Annotated in this window: 19 protein-coding genes and 2 pseudogenes; 9 read left to right on the forward strand and 12 right to left on the reverse strand. The window is 73.8% G+C overall.

Going from position 1 to position 21,604, the window contains the following annotated elements:
• Positions 1–83 precede the first annotated feature (83 nt).
• Genes ACFY8W_RS11720 through ACFY8W_RS11730 form a run of 3 tightly spaced genes read left to right on the forward strand, consistent with a single transcriptional unit; the run spans position 84 to position 3,003 of the window.
• Positions 84–1,097: an iron chelate uptake ABC transporter family permease subunit gene (locus ACFY8W_RS11720; RefSeq protein ID WP_391103274.1), complete on the forward strand. Its 1,014-nt coding sequence runs from the start codon at positions 84–86 to the stop codon at positions 1,095–1,097.
• Positions 1,094–2,173 (forward strand): iron chelate uptake ABC transporter family permease subunit, encoded by a 1,080-nt coding sequence (locus ACFY8W_RS11725; RefSeq protein ID WP_391103276.1) that lies wholly within the window; start codon positions 1,094–1,096, stop codon positions 2,171–2,173. The genes ACFY8W_RS11720 and ACFY8W_RS11725 overlap by 4 nt, the downstream gene beginning before the upstream one ends.
• Positions 2,170–3,003, forward strand: coding sequence for an ATP-binding cassette domain-containing protein (locus ACFY8W_RS11730; RefSeq protein WP_391103279.1), 834 nt, complete (start codon positions 2,170–2,172; stop codon positions 3,001–3,003). The genes ACFY8W_RS11725 and ACFY8W_RS11730 overlap by 4 nt, the downstream gene beginning before the upstream one ends.
• 40 nt (positions 3,004–3,043) lie before the next feature.
• Here the strand turns inward: ACFY8W_RS11730 and ACFY8W_RS11735 are convergent, their stop codons facing one another.
• Complete coding sequence (locus ACFY8W_RS11735) at positions 3,044–3,883, reverse strand: hypothetical protein (RefSeq protein WP_391103282.1); 840 nt, start codon at positions 3,881–3,883, stop codon at positions 3,044–3,046.
• A gap of 41 nt (positions 3,884–3,924) precedes the next feature.
• Here ACFY8W_RS11735 and ACFY8W_RS11740 point away from each other — a divergent pair, with 41 nt between their 5' ends.
• Complete coding sequence (locus ACFY8W_RS11740) at positions 3,925–6,471, forward strand: helicase-associated domain-containing protein (protein WP_391103284.1); 2,547 nt, start codon at positions 3,925–3,927, stop codon at positions 6,469–6,471.
• 55 nt (positions 6,472–6,526) lie between these two features.
• On the opposite strand, the gene ACFY8W_RS11745 is transcribed toward ACFY8W_RS11740, so the two are convergent.
• From ACFY8W_RS11745 to ACFY8W_RS11770, 6 genes and pseudogenes are all read right to left on the reverse strand, one after another.
• Positions 6,527–7,057: a Uma2 family endonuclease gene (locus tag ACFY8W_RS11745; RefSeq protein ID WP_391103287.1), complete on the reverse strand. Its 531-nt coding sequence runs from the start codon at positions 7,055–7,057 to the stop codon at positions 6,527–6,529.
• Positions 7,058–7,171: 114 nt separating this feature from the next.
• Positions 7,172–7,873: pseudogene (locus ACFY8W_RS11750) on the reverse strand (HAD family hydrolase); the annotation flags it as partial.
• A gap of 20 nt (positions 7,874–7,893) precedes the next feature.
• Positions 7,894–8,976, reverse strand: a complete 1,083-nt coding sequence (locus ACFY8W_RS11755) for an ATP-binding cassette domain-containing protein (protein ID WP_391103290.1) — start codon at positions 8,974–8,976, stop codon at positions 7,894–7,896.
• 2 nt (positions 8,977–8,978) lie between these two features.
• Positions 8,979–9,803, reverse strand: coding sequence for an ABC transporter permease subunit (locus ACFY8W_RS11760; protein ID WP_391103292.1), 825 nt, complete (start codon positions 9,801–9,803; stop codon positions 8,979–8,981).
• Positions 9,791–10,696, reverse strand: coding sequence for an ABC transporter permease subunit (locus ACFY8W_RS11765; RefSeq protein WP_391103294.1), 906 nt, complete (start codon positions 10,694–10,696; stop codon positions 9,791–9,793). Before ACFY8W_RS11765 ends, ACFY8W_RS11760 begins: the two co-directional genes overlap by 13 nt.
• The gene (locus ACFY8W_RS11770; RefSeq protein WP_391103297.1) at positions 10,693–11,850 is read right to left on the reverse strand and encodes an extracellular solute-binding protein; all 1,158 of its coding nucleotides are present in this window, start codon (positions 11,848–11,850) and stop codon (positions 10,693–10,695) included. Before ACFY8W_RS11770 ends, ACFY8W_RS11765 begins: the two co-directional genes overlap by 4 nt.
• A gap of 220 nt (positions 11,851–12,070) precedes the next feature.
• Here ACFY8W_RS11770 and ACFY8W_RS11775 point away from each other — a divergent pair, with 220 nt between their 5' ends.
• On the forward strand, positions 12,071–12,811 hold the full coding sequence (locus ACFY8W_RS11775; RefSeq protein WP_391103300.1) for a UTRA domain-containing protein: 741 nt from the start codon (positions 12,071–12,073) through the stop codon (positions 12,809–12,811).
• Positions 12,812–13,165: 354 nt separating this feature from the next.
• Here ACFY8W_RS11775 and ACFY8W_RS11780 read toward each other — a convergent pair whose 3' ends face one another.
• Entirely contained in the window at positions 13,166–13,360 is a 195-nt protein-coding gene (locus tag ACFY8W_RS11780; RefSeq protein ID WP_391103302.1) for a hypothetical protein, read from the reverse strand.
• Positions 13,361–13,475: 115 nt separating this feature from the next.
• On the opposite strand from ACFY8W_RS11780, the gene ACFY8W_RS11785 reads away from it, so the two are divergent.
• On the forward strand, positions 13,476–14,216 hold the full coding sequence (locus ACFY8W_RS11785) for a helix-turn-helix domain-containing protein (RefSeq protein ID WP_391103304.1): 741 nt from the start codon (positions 13,476–13,478) through the stop codon (positions 14,214–14,216).
• Between the two features lie 5 nt (positions 14,217–14,221).
• The gene (locus tag ACFY8W_RS11790) at positions 14,222–14,692 is read left to right on the forward strand and encodes an NUDIX domain-containing protein (protein ID WP_391103306.1); all 471 of its coding nucleotides are present in this window, start codon (positions 14,222–14,224) and stop codon (positions 14,690–14,692) included.
• Between the two features lie 172 nt (positions 14,693–14,864).
• Here the strand turns inward: ACFY8W_RS11790 and ACFY8W_RS11795 are convergent.
• Positions 14,865–15,223 (reverse strand): annotated as a pseudogene (locus ACFY8W_RS11795) (recombinase family protein); the annotation flags it as partial.
• Positions 15,224–15,337: 114 nt separating this feature from the next.
• Here ACFY8W_RS11795 and ACFY8W_RS11800 point away from each other — a divergent pair.
• Positions 15,338–16,981 carry a DNA repair helicase XPB gene (locus ACFY8W_RS11800; protein WP_391103308.1) on the forward strand — a complete coding sequence of 548 codons (1,644 nt, stop codon included), beginning with the start codon at positions 15,338–15,340 and terminating at the stop codon, positions 16,979–16,981.
• Between the two features lie 59 nt (positions 16,982–17,040).
• Here the strand turns inward: ACFY8W_RS11800 and ACFY8W_RS11805 are convergent, their stop codons facing one another.
• The 3 genes from ACFY8W_RS11805 to ACFY8W_RS11815 form a co-directional block, all read right to left on the reverse strand.
• Positions 17,041–18,405, reverse strand: a complete 1,365-nt coding sequence (locus ACFY8W_RS11805) for a hypothetical protein (protein WP_391103310.1) — start codon at positions 18,403–18,405, stop codon at positions 17,041–17,043.
• 169 nt (positions 18,406–18,574) lie between these two features.
• Positions 18,575–18,886: a hypothetical protein gene (locus ACFY8W_RS11810; protein ID WP_391103311.1), complete on the reverse strand. Its 312-nt coding sequence runs from the start codon at positions 18,884–18,886 to the stop codon at positions 18,575–18,577.
• A gap of 47 nt (positions 18,887–18,933) precedes the next feature.
• On the reverse strand, positions 18,934–19,113 hold the full coding sequence (locus tag ACFY8W_RS11815) for a hypothetical protein (RefSeq protein WP_391103314.1): 180 nt from the start codon (positions 19,111–19,113) through the stop codon (positions 18,934–18,936).
• A 268-nt stretch (positions 19,114–19,381) separates the two neighbouring features.
• On the opposite strand from ACFY8W_RS11815, the gene ACFY8W_RS11820 reads away from it, so the two are divergent.
• Positions 19,382–21,424 carry a UvrD-helicase domain-containing protein gene (locus tag ACFY8W_RS11820; protein ID WP_391103316.1) on the forward strand — a complete coding sequence of 681 codons (2,043 nt, stop codon included), beginning with the start codon at positions 19,382–19,384 and terminating at the stop codon, positions 21,422–21,424.
• Positions 21,425–21,604: the final 180 nt, after the last annotated feature.

Below are 21,604 nucleotides of genomic sequence, written 5' to 3' on the forward strand. Positions count from 1 at the left end.
AAACGGCTCTGTCTAGACTGACGAGGCCATTCCGCTTAGCGAAGCCTTACCGAACCACCTGCCCGTACCTCCGATGGGTGTCCATGTCCGCCACACGCTCCCGACGCGCCGCGCGGCGCGTCGCCGCGACCACGGCGGCCGTCGTCGCCCTGCTCCTCGCGATCCTGCTCAGCCTCGCGGTCGGCGCCCGGGCCGTTCCGCCCGCCACCGTCCTCGACGCGCTGCTGCACGGCGCCACCGGCGACGACGCGGAGGTCGTCCGGCAGCTCCGCGTGCCGCGCACGCTGATCGGCCTCATGGTCGGCGCGGCGCTCGCCCTCGCCGGCACCGCGCTGCAGGGCATCACCCGCAACCCGATCGCCGACCCCGGCATCCTCGGCATCAGCCAGGGCGCCTCGGTCGGCGTCGTCCTCGCCATCGCCTTCGCCGGGGTGCACACCCTCACCGGCTACGTGTGGTTCGCCTTCGCGGGCGCCGCGCTCGCCTCCGTCGCCGTGTACGCCGTCGCGTCCAGCGGCCGGGGCGGGGCGACACCGGTGAAGCTGGCACTCGGCGGCGCCGCGATCAACGCGCTGCTGCTGTCGGTGACGACCGGCGTGCTGACGACGAAGGCCTCGGCGCTCGACGAGTTCCGGTTCTGGCAGATCGGCTCGCTCGACGGCCGGGACGCCCACATCGTGGGCCAGATCTGGCCCTTCCTGCTGGTCGGCGCGGTCCTCGTGGTCGCCGTGGCGCGCGGGCTCGACGCGCTCGCGCTCGGCGAGGACGTCGCCAAGGGCCTCGGACAGCGCGTGGCGACCGTACGCATCGTCGGAGGCGTCGGCGCGACCGTGCTGACCGGCGCGGGAGTCGCCGCCGCCGGGCCGATCGCCTTCGTCGGCCTCGCCGTGCCGCACATCGCCCGCGCGGTCGTCGGCTCCGACCACCGCTGGGTGCTGCCGATGGCGGCGCTCATCGGCCCGGTGATGCTGCTCGTGTCGGACGTGCTCGGCCGGATCCTGTTCCCGCCGGGCGAGGTCCCGGCGGGCGTGATGACGGCGCTGATCGGCGTGCCGTTCCTGGTGACGCTGGTGCGGCGGAAGGCGGTGCCGGCATGACGGCGACCACGTCCACGACGACCACCGCCCCCGCGGGCCGGGTCCGCCCGTACGGCTACGCCCTCGTCCGCGCCGGGCGCGCTTCCTTCCTCGTGCACCGGCGCTCCGCGCTGGCCGCCGCCGGCCTCGTCCTCCTCCTGGCCGCCGCCTCGGTCGCGTCCCTGTGCGTCGGCGAGCGGTTCGTCGCGCCGGGCGAGGTGCTCGACGTGCTCGTCGGCGGCGGCACGTCCTTCGTCGTCGAGGAGCTGCGGCTGCCACGGCTGACGACCGGCCTGATGGTCGGCGCCGCGTTCGGGATCGCGGGCGCGCTCATCCAGACCGTCGCCCGCAACCCGCTCGCCAGCCCCGACGTCATCGGCATCAGCCAGGGCGCGGGCGCCGTGACCGTCGCCGCGATGACCTTCGGCCTCGCCTCGTACAGCGTCATCCCGTACGTGTCGATCGCCGGCGGCCTCCTCGCCGCCGGGCTGGTGTACGTGTTCGCGTGGCGCGGCGGACTGCACGCGACCCGCTTCGTGCTCATCGGCATCGGCTTCGCCATCGCCCTGCGCTCCCTCACCCACCTGTTCATGACGAAGGGCGACTACCTGGTCGCCCAGCAGGCCCAGATCTGGATGACCGGCTCCCTCAACGGGCGCGGCTGGGACGAGTCGGCGCCACTGCGCTGGACGCTCCTCCTGATGCTGCCCGCGGTGCTGTGGGCGGCGCGGGCGCAGCGGACGGTGTCGCTCGACGACGACACGGCGACGGCGCTCGGCGTACGCCTCGGGCGGGTGCGGCTCGGTCTGGTGACCGTGGGCGTGGTCCTGGCGTCGGTCGCGACGGGCGTGGCCGGCCCGGTCGACTTCGTCGCCCTCCTGGCCCCGCAGATCGCCCGCCGCGTCACCCGCACGGCGCAGATCCCGCTGCTGTGCTCGGCGCTCCTCGGCGCGCTGGTCGTGGTCGTCGCCGACGTGCTCGGCAGGCGGCTCTTCGCGCCCACCGAACTGCCGGTGGGCGTCCTGACGGCGGCGGTCGGCGCCCCGTACCTGATCTGGCTGATCGTGCGCAGCCGTGGAGTGGGAGGCAGTCGTTGAGCAGGCTGAGGACGCGGGAGCTGACGCTCGCGTACGAGGAGCGGACCGTCGTCCACGAGCTGGACCTGGCGATCCCCGACGGCAAGGTGACCGTCATCGTCGGGCCGAACGCGTGCGGCAAGTCGACCACCCTGCGGGCCCTCGGCCGCCTGCTGCGGCCCAGGGGCGGGGCGGTCCTGCTCGACGGCGAGGAGCTGGCGAAGGTCCCGACGAAGCGGATCGCCCAGAAGATCGGCCTGCTGCCGCAGACCCCCGTCGCACCGGAGGCCATCACGGTCGCCGACCTGGTGGCTCGCGGCCGGCAGCCGCACCAGGCGTGGTGGAAGCAGTGGTCGGAGGAGGACGAGCGGGCCGTCGTCGACGCCATGGAGCGTACGGACGTGAGCGCGCTGTCCCACCGGTCGGTGGACGAGCTGTCCGGCGGCCAGCGCCAGCGGGTGTGGATCGCCATGGCACTCGCCCAGGAGACGGACCTGCTGCTCCTCGACGAGCCGACCACCTACCTGGACATCGCCCACCAGGTCGAGGTCCTCGACCTGGTCCGCCGCCTCAACCGCGCCCGCGGGCGCACGGTCGTCGTCGTCCTCCACGACCTGAACCAGGCCGCCCGCTACGCCGACCACCTGGTGGCCATGAAGTCCGGCCGCGTGGTCGCCGAGGGCGCACCCGGCGAGGTCGTCACCGCCGGTCTCGTACGCGAGGTCTTCGGCCTGGAGTCGGTGGTCGTCCCGGACCCGGTGACGGGCTCACCGCTGGTGGTACCGGGTGCGCCGTGGGAAGCGGACGCCCCCGCCGAGGTGTACTCCGACGGGGCGGTTCCACCTGCGTGACGGCCGGACCCGGGTGCCGCCCCGCGCCGCCCCCGGGATTTCACCGCCTTCGCGACCGCCACAGCAGGAACAACGCCGACGCGATCGCCGCCGCGCGCAGCGTCCACGGCCAGGTGGCGGAGACGGCGGCGCCCATGGCCTCGCCGCCCGGGGCCACCGGGTCGCCCCAGCGGCCCTCGACGCGGCCCCAGAGCCAGACCGCGCCGGCGGCGGCCACCGCGCCGGGCAGGACGAGGACGGCGGCGCGGCGCTCGCGGGAGGCGTAGGCGAGGAGCCAGCCGGCGGCGAGCGGGACGAGGGAGCCGACGGCGGCGCCGACGAGGAGGAGCACGGCGGCGGCCAGGAGCAGCGGACTGCCCAGGCGCAGGCCGCGCAGGCGGGCGGTACGGCCCGGCGGGGCCTCCTCGTCCGTCGCGTCCTCGGGCGCGTCCCCGGGCGCGTCCTCGGCCTCGGCCTCGTCGTCCTCCGCGGGCGGGGGCTTCAGCAGCTCCGGGATCTCCACGCCGCCGACGAAGCCGGGCACCGCGCCGGTGTCCGTGGACTCGTCGTGCCACCAGTCCGCCGCACGCGGCTCGGGGACGGCGGAGGCAGGAGTCGCGGGGTCGGGGCGGGGCCGGAGCGCGGCCGCCGACGGCGACGCCGGGGACGGGGGTGCCGAAGGGGGCGTCGGGGACACCCGGCCCACGACCTCGTCCGGCGTACCGAGGGCGTCGAGGATGCCCGGCACCGCCTCGCCCTTCACCTCGCGCCGGCGTTCGATCTCGTCGCGCAGGCCCGTCACCAGCTCGCGGCGCTCCGCCGCCGGGACCTGACGCTGCTGCGCCAGATCGCCCACCCGGCTCAGATAGTCGAAGACCAAGCGGTCGTTCTCGTTCCCCACGGCACGACGGTAGCGCCTGCGCAGGGGCTAACGTGGTGCGGATGGGGATCGGTGAGCTCGACCGGGAGGCGCACGTGCCCGAAGGAACTGGCGTCGACGGCGCGACGGCCGGCACCGGCGCCGTGCCGCGCACGCTCGCGGAGGCGCTGCGCGCCGGCGGCGACGAGGCGCTGGCCGCGCTGCTGCGCGCCCGCCCGGACCTGCTGTCGCCCGTCCCGAACGACCTGACGCAGCTCGCCACCCGGGCCGGCACGCGCGGCTCCGTGGTCCGGGCCCTGGAGCGGCTCGACCGCTTCGCGCTCCAGACGGCCGAAGCGCTCGCCGTGGCCCCGGACCCCGCCCCGTACCCCGTACTCCTCGCCCTGCTCACCGGCGACGACGGCCACGACGGCGCCGAGATCGAGGCGGCGCTGCCGCGCGCGGTGACGGTGCTGCGCGAGCAGGCCCTGGTGTGGGGCGACGACGAGCGGCTGCGGCTGGTGCGGACCGCCCGCGAGCTGCTCGCGCCCTCGCCGCAGCACCCCTCGCCCACCGGGCTCGGACCGTCCGTCGCGGAGGCGACGGCGGGGATGTCGCCGGGCCGGCTCCAGGAGATCATCGCGACGGCCGGGCTGCCCCCGACGCACGACCCGGTGTCGGCGGTCGCGGCGCTGACCGAGCTGTTCACGGACCGTACGAGGATGGCGGCGCTGCTCGACACCGCGCCGCCCGACGCGCTCGCCGTCCTCGACCGGCTGGTGTGGGGCCCGCCGTACGGAGAGGTCACGGCCGATCCGGCGCCGCCGGTGCGCTGGCTGCGCGACCGGGGCCTGCTGCTGCCGGTCTCCACCCGGACGGTGGTGCTGCCGCGCGAGGCGGCCCTGCACCTGCGCGGCGGGCGGGCGCACCGGGCGCCGGAGCCGCGCGCGCCGGAGGTCGTGGCGGCCCGCGACTACCGTCCACAGGTCGTGGACAACGCGGCGGCCGGCCAGGCGTACACGGCGCTCGCGACCGTCGAGGAGCTGCTGAAGTCCTGGGACCAGGGCGGCCCGCCGGTGCTGCGGGCCGGCGGCCTGGCCGTGCGGGACCTGAAGCGGACCGCCGCCGCGCTCGACGTGCCGGAGCCGCTGGCCGCGTTCTGGCTGGAGCTGGTGCACGGGGCCGGGCTGCTCGCCTCGGACGGCGAGGCGGACGAGCGGTACGCGCCGACGCCCGCGTACGACGACTGGCTCGACCTGCCGCCCGCCGAACGCTGGGCGCTGCTCGCCGGCACCTGGCTCACCGCCACCCGCACCCCGGGCGTCGTCGGCACCCAGGACGGCAAGGGACGCACCCTGTCCGCCCTCGGACCGGGCCTCGACCGCGCGCAGGCCCCGGAGGTGCGCCGCCGGGTCCTCGCGCTCCAGGCGACGCTGCCGCCGGGCGCCGCCGCCGACCGCGAGACGCTGCTGGCCCGGCTGCGCTGGGACCGGCCGCTGCGGAGCGGCGGCCCGCTCGCCGACCTGCGCGAGCAGATCGCCGTGTGGACGCTCGACGAGGCCGAACTGCTGGGCGTCACCGGGCGCGGGGCGCTCGCCTCGCCCGCCCGCGCGCTGCTCAACCTGCCGCTCGCCGAGGCCGCTCCTGCGGACGCGCTCGAGGGGCACGACTGCGAGCCTTCCGTCGCGGCCTCGCGGGCGGCGACGCTGCTCGCGCCGCTGCTGCCGGAGACCGTCGACCACGTGCTGCTCCAGGCCGACCTGACGGCGGTCGCGCCCGGCCCGCTGCGCCGCCCGCTCGCCGACACGCTGTCCGTGCTCGCCGACGTGGAGTCGAAGGGCGGCGCGACGGTCTACCGCTTCACGCCCGCGTCCGTACGCCGCGCCCTGGACGCCGGACGCAGCGCGTCCGACCTGCAGGACTTCCTGACCGCGCACTCGCGCACGCCCGTTCCGCAGCCGCTCGCGTACCTCATCGACGACGTGGCCAGGAAGCACGGGCACCTGCGGGTGGGTGCCGCGTCCGCGTACGTGCGCTGCGACGACGACACCGTGCTCGGCGAGATCCTCGCCGACCGGCGCGCCGCGGCGCTCGGGCTGCGCAGGCTCGCGCCGACGGTCCTCGCCGCGCAGGCGGACCCGGCCGGGCTCCTGGAGGGGCTGCGGGCGATGGGATACGCGCCGGCCGCCGAGTCCGCCGAGGGCGACGTCCTGATCACCCGCGCCGACGCCTACCGCACCCCGCCCCGCACCGCCCCGGCGCCGGTCCCGGAGGGGCCGCCGACCCCGGACGCGACGCTGCTGAAGGCCGCGGTCAGGGCGATCCGCGCGGGCGACCGCGCGGCGACGGTGGTCCGCAAGGAGCCGTCCTCCGCCCTCGCCGCCGGCGAACTCCCCCGCACCTCCCCCGCCGAGACCCTGGCCACCGTCCAGGCCGCCGCCCTCACCGGCTCGGCCGTCTGGATCGGCTACGTCAACGCGGAGGGCGGCGCGAGCCAGCGCGTGATCGCCCCGGTCCGCGTCGAGGGCGGCTTCGTCACCGGCTACGACCACACGGCCGACGAGGTCCGCACGTACCCGCTGCACCGGATCACGGGCGTGGCGGAACTGGCGGACGAGGACCACGTGTAGGGCGTATAGGGCCTGGCCTCCGCGCCGTGCGGGGTCAGGCCTGCGGGCAGTCGGGTCAGGCCCGCGGGCTCACCAGCCGGCCCGGGTCGACCTTGAGCGGGAACGGCTCCTCGATGGACGTCTCCCGGCCCGCCTCGGCCACGAGCCGCTCGACGTAGCGCCCGTCGCGCAGCTCCGAGACGACCAGAGCGGGAACCGGCTCCAGTTCGAGGCGCCAGAGGTGCTCGATGTTCGCCTCCGCGTAGTACGGAGGCTTGAGCAGCCGGTCGGTGCGGCGGCCGGAGGACGAGGGCGAGACGATCTCGACGACGAGGAGGACGGCCTCGGCGTCGTACGTGATCGGATCGTCCGCGGCTGCGGATGCCTCGACCACGACGATGTCGGGGATGAAGAGCCCATCGGGCAGGACAAGATGCACTGCCTCGAGGACCTCGGCCGAGACGCCCGCTTCCTGGACGGTGCGGTCCAGCAAGGATGCCGGCCGAAGCGACGCTCGCTGGTGCTTCGTTCCCGGAGCCGGTGACATCACGAGCGCTTCCCCGATCAATTCACGACGCTGACCACGGTCCTCCCCCAGAGCAAGCACCTGCTCTGTCGTCCAGGGCCCGTGATGCGGATCGTGCGCGACGCTCCTCTCGCCACCTCCCTCTCAGCGGTCAGTCGTCTTCAGCCTGGCAGACCCCACCGGCATCGGGCGTGCGATCGCTCGCAGCTCCTCCGGCGTGACGCCCGTCAGCCCGGCCACCACGGTCCGGCCCGGGGCCGGCGCGATCGGGGCCAGCGACGGCACCGCCAGGACCGCGCAGCCCGCCGCCTCCGCCGAGGCGACGCCCGTCGGGGTGTCCTCGACGGCGACGCAGTGCGCGGGGTCGACGGCGAGGGCCCGGCAGGCGGCGAGGTAGGGGTCGGGTTCGGGCTTGGTGCGTGCCGTGTCGTCGGCGGTGACCGTCGCCGCGAACGCGGGCGCGCCCAGGGCCGCCAGCGCCGCGAGCACGGTGTCGGCGACGGTCCGCGGCGAGGCGGTGACGAGGGCGGTGGGGACGCCCGCACCGGCCAGCGCGGTCAGCAGGCCGAGCGCGCCGGGGCGCGGGACGACTCCGGCGCGGACCCGGTCGGCGAACTGCCGATGCAGCTCGGCCGCCAGGGTGGCGGTGAGCCCGGCCGTCGGCTCCACGGCCGGCCCGGCCGTCGGCGCGGCGGTGTTCCCGGCCGTCGCCGCTGCCAGCCACGCCGCGGTGTGTTCGACCGGGCGGCCGAGGACGTCCGGCCGGTCGGCCTCGGTCAGCGGGCGGCCCGCGACCTGCTCCACCGCCTCCCACCACAGGCCCTCGGTGTCGACGAGCGTGCCGTCCATGTCGAACAGGACGGCGTGGAGGGGGCGGTGCGGGGGTCCGGGGGTCACGTGGGTCACTTTCTCCTCTGCTACTGGCGTGCGGCGACGAGGACGGGGCGTTCCCGCAGCGTCACCGTCACCGCGTCACCGGCGGCGAACGCGGCGGCCTCGTGGGTGGGCAGGTCCGCCTTGACCTCGGTGGCGTCGGCGAGCCGTACGGTGAGGCGGGTGGTGGCGCCGAGGAAGGCCGTCGCGACGATCCGGGCCGCGCACGCCCCGTCCGTCGTGACCCGCAGGTCCTCGGGCCGTACGAGCACGTCGACCTCGCGCGCCGCGGGCGGCTCGCCGTCCACCGGGAGGCGGCCCCCGAGCACCTCGACGGTGCTGCCGTCGAGGTGTCCGGGAATCCGGCTCATCGTGCCGACGAACTCGGCGACGAACGCGGTCGCCGGCCGGCCGTACAGCTCTGCGGGCGGCGCGCACTGCTCCAGCCGGCCCGCGCGCATCACGGCGACCCGGTCGGCCATGGACAGCGCCTCCTCCTGATCGTGCGTCACGAAGAGCGTGGTGATGCCGAGTTCGCGCTGGATGCGGCGGATCTCCTCGCGCAGGGTGAGCCGCACCTTGGCGTCGAGCGCGGACAGCGGCTCGTCGAGGAGCAGGACGCGCGGGCGCAGGGCGAGCGCGCGGGCGAGCGCGACGCGCTGCTGCTGGCCGCCGGAGAGCTGGTGGGGGTAGCGGCCGCCCTTGTCGGCGAGGCCGACGAGCTCCAGCAACTCGGCGGCGCGCGCCTTGCGTTCGGCCTTGCCGACCTTGCGCATGCGCAGTCCGAAGGCGACGTTGTCGACGGCGTCGAGGTGCGGGAAGAGGCTGTACGACTGGAAGACCATGCCGGCGTCACGGCGGTGCGCGGGCACCTGGGTGACGTCCAGGCCGTCGACGAGCACCGCGCCGGAGTCGGGGTGCTCGAAGCCGGCGAGCATGCGCAGGGCGGTGGTCTTGCCGCAGCCGGACGGGCCGAGCAGGGCGAGCAGTTCGCCGGGCGCGACGGTCAGGTCGAGCCCGTCGAGCGCGGTGGTGGGCCCGAACTGCCTGCGCAGTCCGCGGAACTCGACGGTCGCGGCGCCGGTGGCGGCCCCGTCGGTCGCGGGCGCGGTCGTGGTCACGGTCATGGTCATTCCTTGGCGGTACGGGGGCGGCGCCCGCCGGCCCCGGCGAGGGCGAGGAGCAGCAGCCAGGTGACGAGGAGGCTGAGCACGGAGACGGCCACGGACAGCTGGGCCTGCGAGCCGGAGACGTTCACGATCCACACGGCGAACGGCCGGAAGCCGAGCAGCTGGGCGACCGTGTACTCGCCGAGGACGAGGGCCAGGGTGAGGAAGGCCGCGTTCATCAGGGCGCCGCGCAGATTGGGCAGGACGGCGCTGACCAGGGCCTGGACCCGTCCGGCGCCGCAGCTGCGGGCGGCCTCGACGAGGGTGCGGACGTCGACCGCGCGCAGTCCGGCGTCGAGCGAGCGGTACACGAACGGCAGCGCCATCACCACGTACGCGAGGACGAGGACCAGCGGGAAGCCGGGGTTCTGCAGGGCCACGAAGGTCTGGAAGAGGGGCGTGCGGGCGAGGTGCTCGGGGCCCCACTTCAGGACGGTGCCGATGCCGGCGACGAACGCGATGGGCGGCACGACCAGCGGCAGCGAGCACACGGTCTCGACGACCGGCCGCAGCCGCGGCGCGCCGAGCCGCAGGGCGACCGTGGCGGGCACCATGAGCAGCAGCACGACGGCGATCGTCGCGGCGCCGAGGCCGAGGGACAGCAGCAGGCTGCCGCCGAAGCCCTCGGTGCCGAGGATCTTCGTGTACGCGTCGAACGTGACGCCCCGGCCGGGCACGTCGACGGTGAACACGACAGAGGCGGCGAGCGGCAGCAGGAAGTACAGCCCGGCGATGCCGAGGACGGCCCGGCGCCAGAGCTTGTCGGACGTGTTCAGGCGAGCCATCGCGAGCTCCGGCGTTGCAGGGGCAGATAGACGGCCATGACGAGCCCGGCGACGACGACCATGTCGAGGCTGAGGGCGAGGGCCACGTTCTCCTGGCCGACGAGGACGTTGCCGGAGAGGGCGTCGGAGATCTGCAGGGTGACGAGCGGGACGGCGCTGCCGACCATCGCGGCGGCGGTGGCGTACGCGGCGAACGCGCTGCCGAAGAGCAGCACGAGCCCGCCGAGCAGACTGGGCAGCAGTACGGGCAGGGCCACGTGCCGCCAGTACTGGAGGGCACCGGCGCCGTTGTTGCGGGCGGCCTCGCGCCACTGCGTGCGCAGGCCGTCGAGGGCGGGCGTGATGGTGAGGACCATCAACGGCACCAGGAAGTACAGGTAGACGATCACCAGGCCCCAGAAGCTGTAAAGGCTCCAGCCCCGCTCGGCGAGGCCGAGGTGCCGGGTGAGGACACCCGCGTTGCCCAGGGTGGCGACGAACGCGAAGGCGAGCGGGACGCCGCCGAAGTTGGCGAGCACGCCGGAGGCCGTGAGCACGGCCTCGCGCAGGGCGCGGGAACGGGAGGCGACGACTGCCTGCGCGAGCGGCAGGCCGAGCAGGGCGGCGAGGCCGGCGGCGGTCGCGGAGAGCTTGACGCTGCCCAGGAGCGCGGTGAGGTAGGCGCCCTGGAGCGAGGCGGTCAGGTTCCCGGTGCCGTACGCGCCGGCTCCGGTGGCCGGGTCCTCGACGGTCAGGGCGCCGCCGAGCATCGCGACGGCGGGCACGCCGAAGGCGACCGCGGTGAACGCGAGCAGCGGGACGGCGGCGAGCCAGCCGGGCACACGCCGCCGCCGCGCCCGGACGGCACCGGGGTGCCGGGGCCCGGCGGCGGACGTCGTAACGGAGCCCGTCATCCGGAGACGGCCTTGCCCCAGCCCTGGGCGAGGACCGTCTTGGCCTTGGCCTGCTGGGCCTCGGCCGGGAAGGACGGCACGCCGGAGACGGCGGGAAGCTTGAGCGCTGCGTCCTCGTCGAGGGTGCCGGCCTTCTCGAGGGCGGGCATCAGGACGGGCCGGGCGAAGCCCTTGAGCCAGAGGTTCTGGCCCTCGGCGCTGTACAGGTACTCCTGCCACAGGCGGGCGGCCGCCGGGTGCGGGGCGTCCTTGTTGATCGCCTGCGAGTAGTACATGGCGTAGCGGCCGTCGGTGGGGACGGCGACCTTCCAGTCCAGGCCCTTGGACCGGAACTCCTCGGCGTAGCCGGCGTTGAGGTAGTCCCAGTCGATGCTGATGGGCGTCTCGCCCTTCTCGACCGTGGCGGGCGTGGACTCGACGGGCGTGTAGTTGCCGTTCTTCTTCAGCTCGGCGAAGAAGTCGAGGCCGGGCTGGATGTCGTCGAAGGAGCCGCCGTTGGCGAGGGCCGCCGCGTAGACGCCGCCGAAGGCGGAGCCGGACTTGGTGGGGTTGCCGTTGAGGGCGACCTGGCCCTTGTACTCGGGCTTGAGGAGGTCCTTGAAGGTGGTGGGGCAGTTCTTGACGCGCTTGGCGTCGCAGCCGATGGAGACGTAGCCGCCGTAGTCGTTGTACCAGCGGCCCTTCGGGTCCTTCTGGCCCTCGGGGATGTCGTTCCAGGCGGTCACCTTGTACGGGGCGAACAGGCCCTGCTGGGCGCCGCTGAGCGCGAAGCTGCTGCCGAGGTCGAGGACGTCGGGCGCGCGGTCCTGGCCCTTGCGGGAGGTGACGGCGTTGATCTCGTCCTGGCTGGAGGCGTCCGGGTTCTCGACCTCGACCTTGATGCCGTACTTCTTCTGGAAACCGTCGATGACGGCGCCGTAGTTGGCCCAGTCGCGGGGCAGTGCGATGGCGTGCAGCGTGCCTTCCTTCCTGGCCGCCGCGACCAGGGCGTCCATGCCGCCGAGGTCGGCGGCGGAGGTGGCGGTGGCGGCGCCGTTCGCGCCACCGCCGGCGGCCTCGGGGGCAGCGCCGCAGGCGGTCAGGGCGAGGACGGAGACGAGGGCGAGGGAACCGCCGAGGACGGCGTTTCTCGGGAGGTGCGCGGGGACGGGCACGGCTTCTCCAGGGAGGGTCGGGGGTGCGACTTGTCTGAACAAGTCGGCCCCAGTACGCCCGGCGCCGGTGACGCGAAGGTGAACGAGGACGGAACGGATCCCCGCCATTCCCTGCACATTGGCGGCGCTTTTCGGCCACCACATGCTCAACTACGCTGGTGTTCCTGCGCACAGCGCGTAAGAACACAGCGCACAACCGAGGACGCGACCAGGGGGAACGATGACCGCGCGCCACGAGCAGATCGCCGCGGAGCTCCGGCGGGCGATCCACCACGAGGAGTACCCGGTCGGCGCCCTGCTGCCGGCCGAGACCGAGCTCGCCGCCCAGTACGGCGTCTCCCGCGGCACCGTCCGCCAGGCCGTCGCCGCCCTCACCGCCGAGGGCCTGATCGGCTCACGCCAGGGCGCCCGCCGTGTCGTCCTGGCCCCGCGGCGCAGCCAGAGCTTCGCCGAGCTGCGCAGCTTCGCCCAGTGGGCACAGGCGATGGGCCGCACGGCCACGGGCCACGTCGTCGCCCAGGAGTACCGCCCCGCCACCGCCGAGGACGCCGGCCGTCTCCACCTGCCCCAGGGCACGCCCGTCCTCAACGTGCTCCGGCTGCGCGGCCTCGACGGCGAGCCGGTCCTCGTCGAGCGCACCGTCTACGCCGACTGGATCTCCCCGGCCGTCGAGGCCGTCGACCCGGACTGCGCCTCGGTCACCCAGCGCCTCTACGACGACACGGGCCTGGTCTTCGCCCACGGCGAGCACGTCATCGACGCGATCTCCGCCGGCTCCCAGGACGCCGCCCTCCTCGCCGTCCGCCGCACCAGCCCCCTCCTCCGCGTCCGCCGCGTCACCACGACCCACGACGGCCGCCCCGTCGAGTGGTCCGACGACCGCTACCGCCCGGACGCGGTCAGCTTCACGGTCCACAACGCGATCGGCCACAACCCACTGATGCGGACGACGGCGGGCTGACGAGCGCGGACCGACCGGGGCGGTGCCGACGAGGGCGGGCCGACGAGGGCCGGGCCGACGAGGACGGTCCGGCCATGCGATCAAGCTGGATGCACATGCCTAGCACAGCGGAAGGCCCCGCCCGGCTGTGTTGCTCGCCGTCGCCGGACGGGGCCGAATAGGGGCGCTTCACGCAGTCGGGCGAGGCTAGCCACTCACGGCCTCCACCCTCGGGCCACAGGAAGGCCGTCGGGCGCGCTCGACGCTTACCCGGCAGGTCGGCGGGGTCCACGTAGTCCGGGATCACATCACGCAGAATGCCGACCCGGCCGGCACTGTCTTCCACACGTCGACCGATGTCCTCTGCGGTGACCATCAGTGCCCTTCGGGGTGCCGCCGCAAGTAGACGTTGCAGTCGGACACCGTCGTCCAGTCGCCCACGGCCCGGGCGCGGCTTCGCACGGCGGCGAGTTCGGCGCAACCCGCGCACCCCTGGACAGCCTCCGGCTCCCGGTCCAGGTTCAGCGGCAGTTCGACAGGTGTAGCGCTGTATCGCGTGGGCTCACTCATGGCGCGATGGTCGGGCCGGTCGTCAGGACGGAGGAACCTCGTACGTTTCCCACTTTGGGACGTCCCACCATGTGTAGAACGTCCCTGGGAACGTCCGAAGCCTAGGGGGCGCAGCATGTCCAACGAGCGACTTCGAACCGTCATGGAGGCAGGAGGCTGGACACATGCGGCCTTGGCCGGCGTCACAGGTGTCGACCCCAAGTCCGTGGAACGGTGGGTCAATCTAGGGCGCACCCCGCGCCGGGCAACGGCGCTGGCGGCAGCGGAAGCATTGGGCGAGGACGTGCACGCCCTGTGGCCGGCACTACGACAGGCGCGTGCCGCACGCGCTGTCAGCTCCGAACTGGTCGCTCTCTACGGGCAGCGGGCAGACCTTCCTGTGTCGGTCTTCGTGGACCTCCTCTCCCAGGCGCGCCAGCGAATCGACGTGCTGGTGTACGCGGCCGTCTTCCTGCACGAGGCATACCCTCGCCTCAACGACCTCCTGCGCGAACGGGCCGACGACGGATGCGCGGTCCGCATCGCCGTGGGCGACGCCGATGACCCCAACGTCCAGCAGCGCGGGCGGGAAGAGAGATTCGGCCACGGCATCGAATCCCGCTGCCGTCTCGCACTCCTGCACTACCGGCCCCTCGCGGACGTACCGGGCATCGAGCTGCGCACCCACGGAACGACCCTCTACAACAGCCTGTACCGCGCCGACGACCAGATGCTGGTGAACGCACACGTGTGGGGCGTCAACGCCTACGGCGCGCCCGTGTGGCACCTCCGGCGCCACGGCGACGGGGGCATGTTCGACACCTACGCGGGAAGCTTCGACGCCGTATGGGAAACGGCCCACCCCGTGGAAGGCTGAGCGCCGTGGCCCGAACCGAGTACTACGACGATCCCAACGCCCCCCGGCCGAACAGCCTGGTCGTGGCAGCCTCCGCCGTCGTCACGGATGGGGATGGCCGCGTACTTCTCCAGCGGCGCCGGGACAACGACTTGTGGGCGCTCCCGGGCGGAGCCATGGACACAGACGACTCCCTCCCCGGTACGGCCGTGCGAGAGGTCAAGGAGGAGACCGGACTGGACGTCGAGATCACGGGACTCGTCGGCACATACACCGACCCCCGCCATGTCATCGCGTACAGCGACGGAGAGGTACGCCGGCAGTTCAACGTCTGCTTCACAGCCCGGGTCGTCGGCGGTGCTCTGGCCATCTCGGACGAGAGCACTGAACTCCGCTTCGTGGCGCCAGAAGAACTCGATTCACTTCCCATGCATCACACGCAGCGGCTGCGAATCCGGCACTTCCTGGAACATCGCGGCGCCCCGTACTTGGGGTAGGGCCACGAACCACCCGACAGAAGAAAGCCTCACTGCGGGCACATCGCCACCCCGCTTCGGCTTGCTCGACGGCACTCTGCCGCCCGTATAGCGGCCCTCCCGTCGCAGGTTCATGGGCGCTTGAGACGCTCATCCCGATCGTGTCGGACTCCAGCTCGGCGAAGACCGCGATCACCTTCACCATGGCGCGCCCCATGGACGACGTGAGGTCCAGCGGCTCACTGGCGGAGGCGAGAGCCACGCCCTCAGCCTGAGTGACCTTCATGATCTCCGCGAAGTCCACCGTGGACCGGGCCAAGCGGTCGATCTTGAAGAACACGATCACTCGAACTCGGCGAGGCGGGCCAGTATCCGCTGAAGCCCGGGACGGTCCAGGCCGCGCGAGTAGCCCGAGACGTCGACGTCCTCCTCGACGGCTACGACCTGCCAGCCACGGGCCGCGCACAGTGCCTCACAGGCCGCACGCTGACGCTCGGGCGAGGTAGAGTTTTCTGTTTCCCGCGAAAGGCGGACATAGATGGCCGCGCGCATTCCTGGCGCATTGGCTGAGACGCCCTTCGGGCGACGGGCACGGGGCAAGGCCCGGGCCGTAGCGGTGGCAGGTGTGGTGTCTGTCACGCGACGATCCTATCTGCGGAGGTATGTGTGTCCTGCCTGATCGTCCAGAGCGACAAAACGCTCCTGCTGGAGGTCGACCACGAGCAGGCCGACGCCTGTCGGCGGGCCATCGCGGCCTTCGCCGAGCTGGAGCGGGCGCCCGAGCACATCCACACGTACCGGGTGACGCCGCTCGGCCTGTGGAACGCCCGGGCGGCCGGGCACGACGCCGAGCAGGTCGTGGACGCGCTCGTGGAGTTCTCGCGGTACCCGGTGCCGCACGCGCTGCTCGTGGACGTCGCCGAGACGATGGCGCGCTACGGACGGCTGACGCTGTCCAAGCACCCCACGCACGGGCTCGTGCTCACCACCACCGACCGGCCCGTCCTCGAGGAGATCCTGCGCTCGAAGAAGGTGCAGCCGCTCGTCGGGCAGCGGATCGACGAGGACACCGTGGTCGTGCACCCCTCGGAGCGCGGCCAGATCAAGCAGACCCTGCTGAAGCTGGGCTGGCCCGCCGAGGACCTCGCCGGCTACGTGGACGGCGAGGCGCACCGGATCGACCTGGCCGAGGACGGCTGGTCGCTGCGGCCGTACCAGCAGCAGGCCGTCGAGGGCTTCTGGCACGGCGGCTCCGGCGTCGTCGTGCTGCCCTGCGGAGCCGGCAAGACGCTGGTCGGCGCCGGCGCGATGGCCCAGGCCAAGGCGACCACGCTGATCCTGGTCACCAACACCGTCTCCGCCCGCCAGTGGAAGAACGAGCTGGTCAGGCGGACCTCGCTGACCGAGGACGAGATCGGCGAGTACAGCGGGACCCGCAAGGAGATCCGGCCGGTCACCATCGCCACGTACCAGGTGCTCACCACCCGCCGGAAGGGCGTCTACCCGCACCTGGAGCTCTTCGACTCCCGCGACTGGGGCCTGATCGTCTACGACGAGGTGCACCTGCTGCCCGCGCCCGTCTTCAAGTTCACCGCCGACCTCCAGGCCCGCCGCCGGCTCGGGCTCACCGCGACCCTGGTCCGCGAGGACGGCCGCGAGTCCGACGTGTTCTCGCTCATCGGCCCCAAGCGCTTCGACGCGCCGTGGAAGGAGATCGAGGCGCAGGGCTACATCGCGCCCGCCGACTGTGTGGAGGTGCGGGTCGACCTCACCGACTCGGAGCGGCTCGCGTACGCGACGGCCGAGGCCGAGGAGAAGTACCGCTTCTGCGCGACGACCGCGACCAAGCGGAAGGTCACCGAGGCCCTGGTGCGGAAGTTCGAGGGGCAGCAGATCCTGGTCATCGGCCAGTACATCGACCAGCTCGACGAGCTCGGCGAGCACCTGGACGCCCCGGTGATCAAGGGCGAGACCTCGAACGCGCAACGCGAGAAGCTGTTCGACGCCTTCCGCAACGGCGAGATCAGCGTCCTCGTGGTCTCCAAGGTCGCGAACTTCTCCATCGACCTGCCCGAGGCCACCGTCGCCATCCAGGTCTCCGGCACCTTCGGTTCCCGCCAGGAGGAGGCCCAGCGCCTCGGCCGCGTCCTGCGCCCCAAGGCCGACGGCCACCAGGCGCACTTCTACTCGGTCGTCGCCCGCGACACCATCGACCAGGACTTCGCCGCCCACCGCCAGCGCTTCCTCGCCGAGCAGGGCTACGCGTACCGGATCGTCGACGCGAGCGAGCTGCTGGCCGCCGACGACTGACGCGACGAGGGGCCCCGTCCGTGCTTCCGTGCCCGGACGGGGCCCCTCGCGTACGACGGTCAGGCCGCCGGGTTCAGGACGATCCTCGCCCTGTCGTTCGCGGGGTTCGGGTCGAACGGCAGCGGCTCGGTGCCGTACGGCGGCCCCAGCACCACCGCGCCCTTGGCGCCCGTCACGACCGTGTCGACGCGCAGCCGGAACGGCAGGGTCACCGTCTGCTTCTCGGCGACCCAGATCGGCAGGTTGCACACGTAGCGCGGCGCGCCGGTGCGCACCTCGCCCTCCCACCAGCCGCCGTCCGCCGTGCGCGGCTCGCACGCGTCCGGTACGGCGGTGGCCGTGGCGCCCCGCGGGACCGTCACGTCGACGCGGCCGACCGGGTCGCCGGAGCCGAGGTTGGCGACCCAGGCCGGGCCGCGGTTGCGGAAGGTCACCTCGGCGGTGACGGTCTCGCCGGCCGCGGCGGTCAGCCGGGCGCCGCGGACCGCGAAGTCGGCCGTGTTGGTGACGGTGACGGCCTTGAGCGCGCCGTTGTCCTCGGGCTGGAGGTCCTCGGCGCCGTCGAGCGGCTGCACGCCGACGTCCACGCGCTCCTGGAGCCCGTACGCGGCGACGGTGGCGGTGACCGGTGACGGCAGGGTGAACGTTCCGCCGGGCTGGACGACGTCGTCGTACGCGCAGTCGACCTTGGTGACCGGGTGGATCGGGCCCTCGTCGTTGCCGGCCGGGGCGCCGACGCACTGCGGCGCGAGACCGCCCAGGGTGAGACCGCGGGTCACGTAGTAGGTGACCCGGACGCCGTTGACGGGCCGGTCGCCGTTGTTGACGGCGGAGACCGGCACGGGGACGGTGGCGCCGGGCGTGACGCCGGTGGCCGGGGCCAGAGGGGCGACGGAGAGGTCGGGGCCGGAGGCGACCCGGACGTCGGTCCAGTTCTCGCCGGCCGTGAGCTGCTCGCCGGTCGTCGTCGTGGCCGTCGCCCGGTAGCTGATCCGTCCGCTCGCGCCGACGGCCGCGCCGACCGCGGCGCGGACCTTCACCGCCACCTTGAGGGGACTGTCGTTGCCGGTGGCCGGGACCTCGGGGACGGAGCAGACGGCGGTGGTGCCGGCCGGGGCGCAGTTCTCCGGCCAGGTGACCTCGGCGATGCCGGCGAGGCCCGAGACGTCGACGGTGAGCAGGCCGTCGACGACCTGGTTGGCGGGGTTGTCGTGGGACAGGCTGAGGTTGAGCGTGGTGGGCGCGGGCTGCGGCCCGGTGTCGCTCGCCTTGGGCAGCACCAGCTGCCACGGCGACGCGGTCACCCACAGCTGGTCGCCGTCGGCGAGGGCCGGCGTGGCGACCGCTCCGACGGTGACCAGGCCCGCCGCAGCGGCACAGGCACCGAGCCGCGCGAGACGGCGGCCGGTGGAAGGCTTCTTCATGATCTCCTCGTTCGTCTGCGGCGATTGCACAGGCGGTGCAGGCGGTGCGAAGAGGAGACCTGCGAGGCCGGGCGAAGGTTGCGCTCGGCCGGTGGAGCGGCCGGCGGCCGCGTGCCGCCCCGGTCCGTCCGGCCCTGATCCGGTCCGGCCCTGATCCGAAGGAGACGGCCTAGTCCAGTGCGGCGAGCACCGGGCCGAGGACCGCCAGGGCGTAGGCGGCGGTCACGGTGATCGCGCGGGTCCGGTACGCCATCGCGTCGCGGGGCGCCGCGGCCGCCACGAGCGCGCAGAGGCCGGAGGCGGCGAGGGACCAGCCGCCGGCGGTGGCGAGGCCGCCGCTCACGCCGTCGCCCCCGATCGCGTCCTGGAGGACGGCGGCGGCGGTCAGGAGGGCGCACAGGACGAGCACGGCGAGCGCGCCGAACGCCATGGCACGCAGGGCTCGCACGGAGGGGGACGTGGGGTCCGGCGGTGTCGTCATGCTCCGATCACATCATCGGCCGGGCGGGGCCGGCACGGCTGCCGTACTCACTCGGGGGCGCGGGAGTACTCAGGGCGGGGGTCGCGCACCCCCGCCGCCTGCCCGTCCGTGTACGAGCCGAGCAGGACGACGCCGACGGCGGCCGAGCCGAAGGCGCGTATCGCGCGGAGGGCGAGGCCGAGGCGGTGCGGGACGGTGGTCGCTGGGGTGAGGGTGGTGGCGGTCATGCATCCATCATCCGAAACGGACATTCCGAACACATCGGCCTGGGGATCGAACCTGGGTCCCCCGCAGGTCGGACCCGATCCCCTACGGGTCGTACGGGGTCCGTACGCACGCCGGGCGCGGGAGAAAACCATTCGCGTCCCCTCCGGCGACGGCGTACACTCGCCAGCTTCCCCGCCTCCCGTTCGGCTCCGTACGTGGAGAGCCGCCGCCCGGTCGGAAACCGGCGGCCACCTGACGTGTCCGCGTACCCGACCCGGAGGCTTCACCGTGTCCGCACCGTCCGCGCTGTCCGCCGACGACCCGCTCGCGCGCGAGCGCGCCCACCTCACCGCGTCCCGCGCCGCCCTGCGCGCCATGCGCGAGGACGTGGAGTCGCTCGACATCAAGGACGTCACCGCGAACTGGGTCAACGCCGCCGTCCTGGAGCGGCAGATCGAGGACCGCATCAAGGCCCTCGCCGACCTCTCCGACACGCCGCTCTTCTTCGGCCGCCTCGACTACCTGCACACCACGCAGGAGGGCCAGCGCTTCTACATCGGCCGGCGGCACGTCCACGACGCCGACGGCGACCCGATGGTGATCGACTGGCGTGCGCCGGTCTCGCAGCCGTACTACCAGGCGTCGAAGCAGAACCCGCAGGACGTCGGCCTCCGCCGGCGCTTCGGGTACACGGGCGGCGACCTCACCGCGTACGAGGACGAGCACCTCTCCGACCCGGCCGAGCTGGAGCGGACCAGCCGTCTGCTCCAGGCGGAGATCGAGCGGCCCCGCGTCGGACCCATGCGCGACATCGTCGCGACCATCCAGCCCGAGCAGGACGAGATCGTCCGCTCCGACCTGTCCGGCACGGTGTGCGTGCAGGGCGGCCCCGGCACCGGAAAGACCGCCGTCGGTCTGCACCGCGTCGCGTACCTCCTCTACGCGCACCGGGAGCGGCTGGCCCGCACCGGCACGCTCGTCATCGGGCCGAACCGTTCCTTCCTCCACTACATCGAGCAGGTCCTGCCCGCGCTCGGCGAGCTGGAGGTGAAGCAGGCGACGGTCGACGACCTCGTCGCCCACGTCGAGGTGCGCGGCACGGACGAGGCGGCGACCGCCGTCGTCAAGGGCGACGCCCGGATGGCGGAGGTGCTCCGGCGGGCCGTCTGGTCGCACGTCACGCTGCCCACCGAGCCGCTCATGGTCGTGCGCGGCTCGCGGCGCTGGCGCGTCCCCGCGTACGAACTGGAGGAGATCGTCCGCGAGCTGACGGACCGTGACATCCGTTACGGGGCCGCCCGCGAGGCCCTGCCCCAGCGCATCGCGCACGCCGTGCTCGTACGGATGGAGCAGGCCGGCGAGGCGCCCGACGACCGGGTGCAGAACGCGGTCGCCCGCAACGCCGCGGTCAAGGCGGTCGTGAAGGAGTGCTGGCCCGCGGTCGACCCGGCGAAGCTGGTCCTGCGCCTGCTGGGCGACCCGGACTTCCTCGCCGAGCACGCGGCGGGCATCCTCGACGAGGACGAGCAGAAGCTGCTGCTGTGGGCGAAGCCGGCCCGCAGCGTGAAGACGGCCAAGTGGTCGGCGGCGGACGCGGTCCTCGTCGACGAGGCGACGGACCTGGTGGAGCGCACCCACTCGCTCGGCCACGTGGTGGTCGACGAGGCACAGGACCTCTCTCCCATGCAGTACCGGGCGGTGGGCCGCCGCTGCACCACCGGCTCGGCCACGGTCCTCGGCGACCTGGCGCAGGGCACCACGCCGTGGGCGACGGAGAGCTGGGCGCAGGCGCTCGCGCACCTGGGCAAGCCCGACGCGGTCGTGGAGGAGCTGACCGCCGGCTTCCGCGTGCCGCGCGAGGTCATCGCGTACGCCTCTCGGCTGCTGCCGCACATGTCGCCGGGCCTGGCGCCGGTGGAGTCGGTCCGTGAGAACCCGGGTTCGCTGGAGGTCCGCCGGTCGGAGCCGGAGACGCTGGACACGGACGTGATCGCGGCCTGCCTCGACGCCCTGACGCACGAGGGCTCGATCGGCCTGATCGCCGCCGACGCCCGCATCGCCCCGCTGGCGGAGGCCCTGGCGGCCGCCGGCCTGACCCACCTCTCCCCCGGCGAGGAGACGACGGCCGAGTCCCGCCTGACCCTGGTCCCGGCCTCGCTGGCGAAGGGCCTGGAGTACGACTACGTGGTCCTGGACGAGCCGGCCGCCGTCGTCGACGGCGAACCGGACGAGCGCACCGGCCTGCGACGCCTGTACGTGGCGCTGACGCGTGCGGTGTCGGGCCTGACGGTCGTCCACTCGGCCGACCTGCCGGGCCAGCTGACGGCCTAGGCGGGGTCGGAGGGACCGGGCGGGGCGGGCGCCGATGGTTCGCCGGGCGGCCCGGGCGGGGCGGGCGCCGATGGCTCGCCGGGCCTGGTGAACCGACGGCCCGAACCGGACCCGGCGGACCCGATCGCTCGAACCGGACCGGCGGACCGATCGCTCGATCCGCCGGGCGACCCCGACGGC

Origin of the sequence: Streptomyces sp. NPDC012637, assembly GCF_042954805.1 — a bacterium.
In the GTDB taxonomy this organism is placed as follows: Bacteria; Actinomycetota; Actinomycetes; order Streptomycetales; family Streptomycetaceae; genus Streptomyces.

Coding starts and splice junctions, on each gene's coding strand:
- ACFY8W_RS11720 (WP_391103274.1), top strand. CDS start 84: ATGTCCGCCACACGCTCCCGACGCGCCGCGCGGCGCGTCGCCGCGACC.
- ACFY8W_RS11725 (WP_391103276.1), top strand. CDS start 1,094: ATGACGGCGACCACGTCCACGACGACCACCGCCCCCGCGGGCCGGGTC.
- ACFY8W_RS11740 (WP_391103284.1), top strand. CDS start 3,925: ATGGGGATCGGTGAGCTCGACCGGGAGGCGCACGTGCCCGAAGGAACT.
- ACFY8W_RS11755 (WP_391103290.1), bottom strand. CDS start 8,976: ATGACCGTGACCACGACCGCGCCCGCGACCGACGGGGCCGCCACCGGC.
- ACFY8W_RS11760 (WP_391103292.1), bottom strand. CDS start 9,803: ATGGCTCGCCTGAACACGTCCGACAAGCTCTGGCGCCGGGCCGTCCTC.
- ACFY8W_RS11765 (WP_391103294.1), bottom strand. CDS start 10,696: ATGACGGGCTCCGTTACGACGTCCGCCGCCGGGCCCCGGCACCCCGGT.
- ACFY8W_RS11775 (WP_391103300.1), top strand. CDS start 12,071: ATGACCGCGCGCCACGAGCAGATCGCCGCGGAGCTCCGGCGGGCGATC.
- ACFY8W_RS11780 (WP_391103302.1), bottom strand. CDS start 13,360: ATGAGTGAGCCCACGCGATACAGCGCTACACCTGTCGAACTGCCGCTG.
- ACFY8W_RS11785 (WP_391103304.1), top strand. CDS start 13,476: ATGTCCAACGAGCGACTTCGAACCGTCATGGAGGCAGGAGGCTGGACA.
- ACFY8W_RS11805 (WP_391103310.1), bottom strand. CDS start 18,405: ATGAAGAAGCCTTCCACCGGCCGCCGTCTCGCGCGGCTCGGTGCCTGT.
- ACFY8W_RS11810 (WP_391103311.1), bottom strand. CDS start 18,886: ATGACGACACCGCCGGACCCCACGTCCCCCTCCGTGCGAGCCCTGCGT.
- ACFY8W_RS11815 (WP_391103314.1), bottom strand. CDS start 19,113: ATGACCGCCACCACCCTCACCCCAGCGACCACCGTCCCGCACCGCCTC.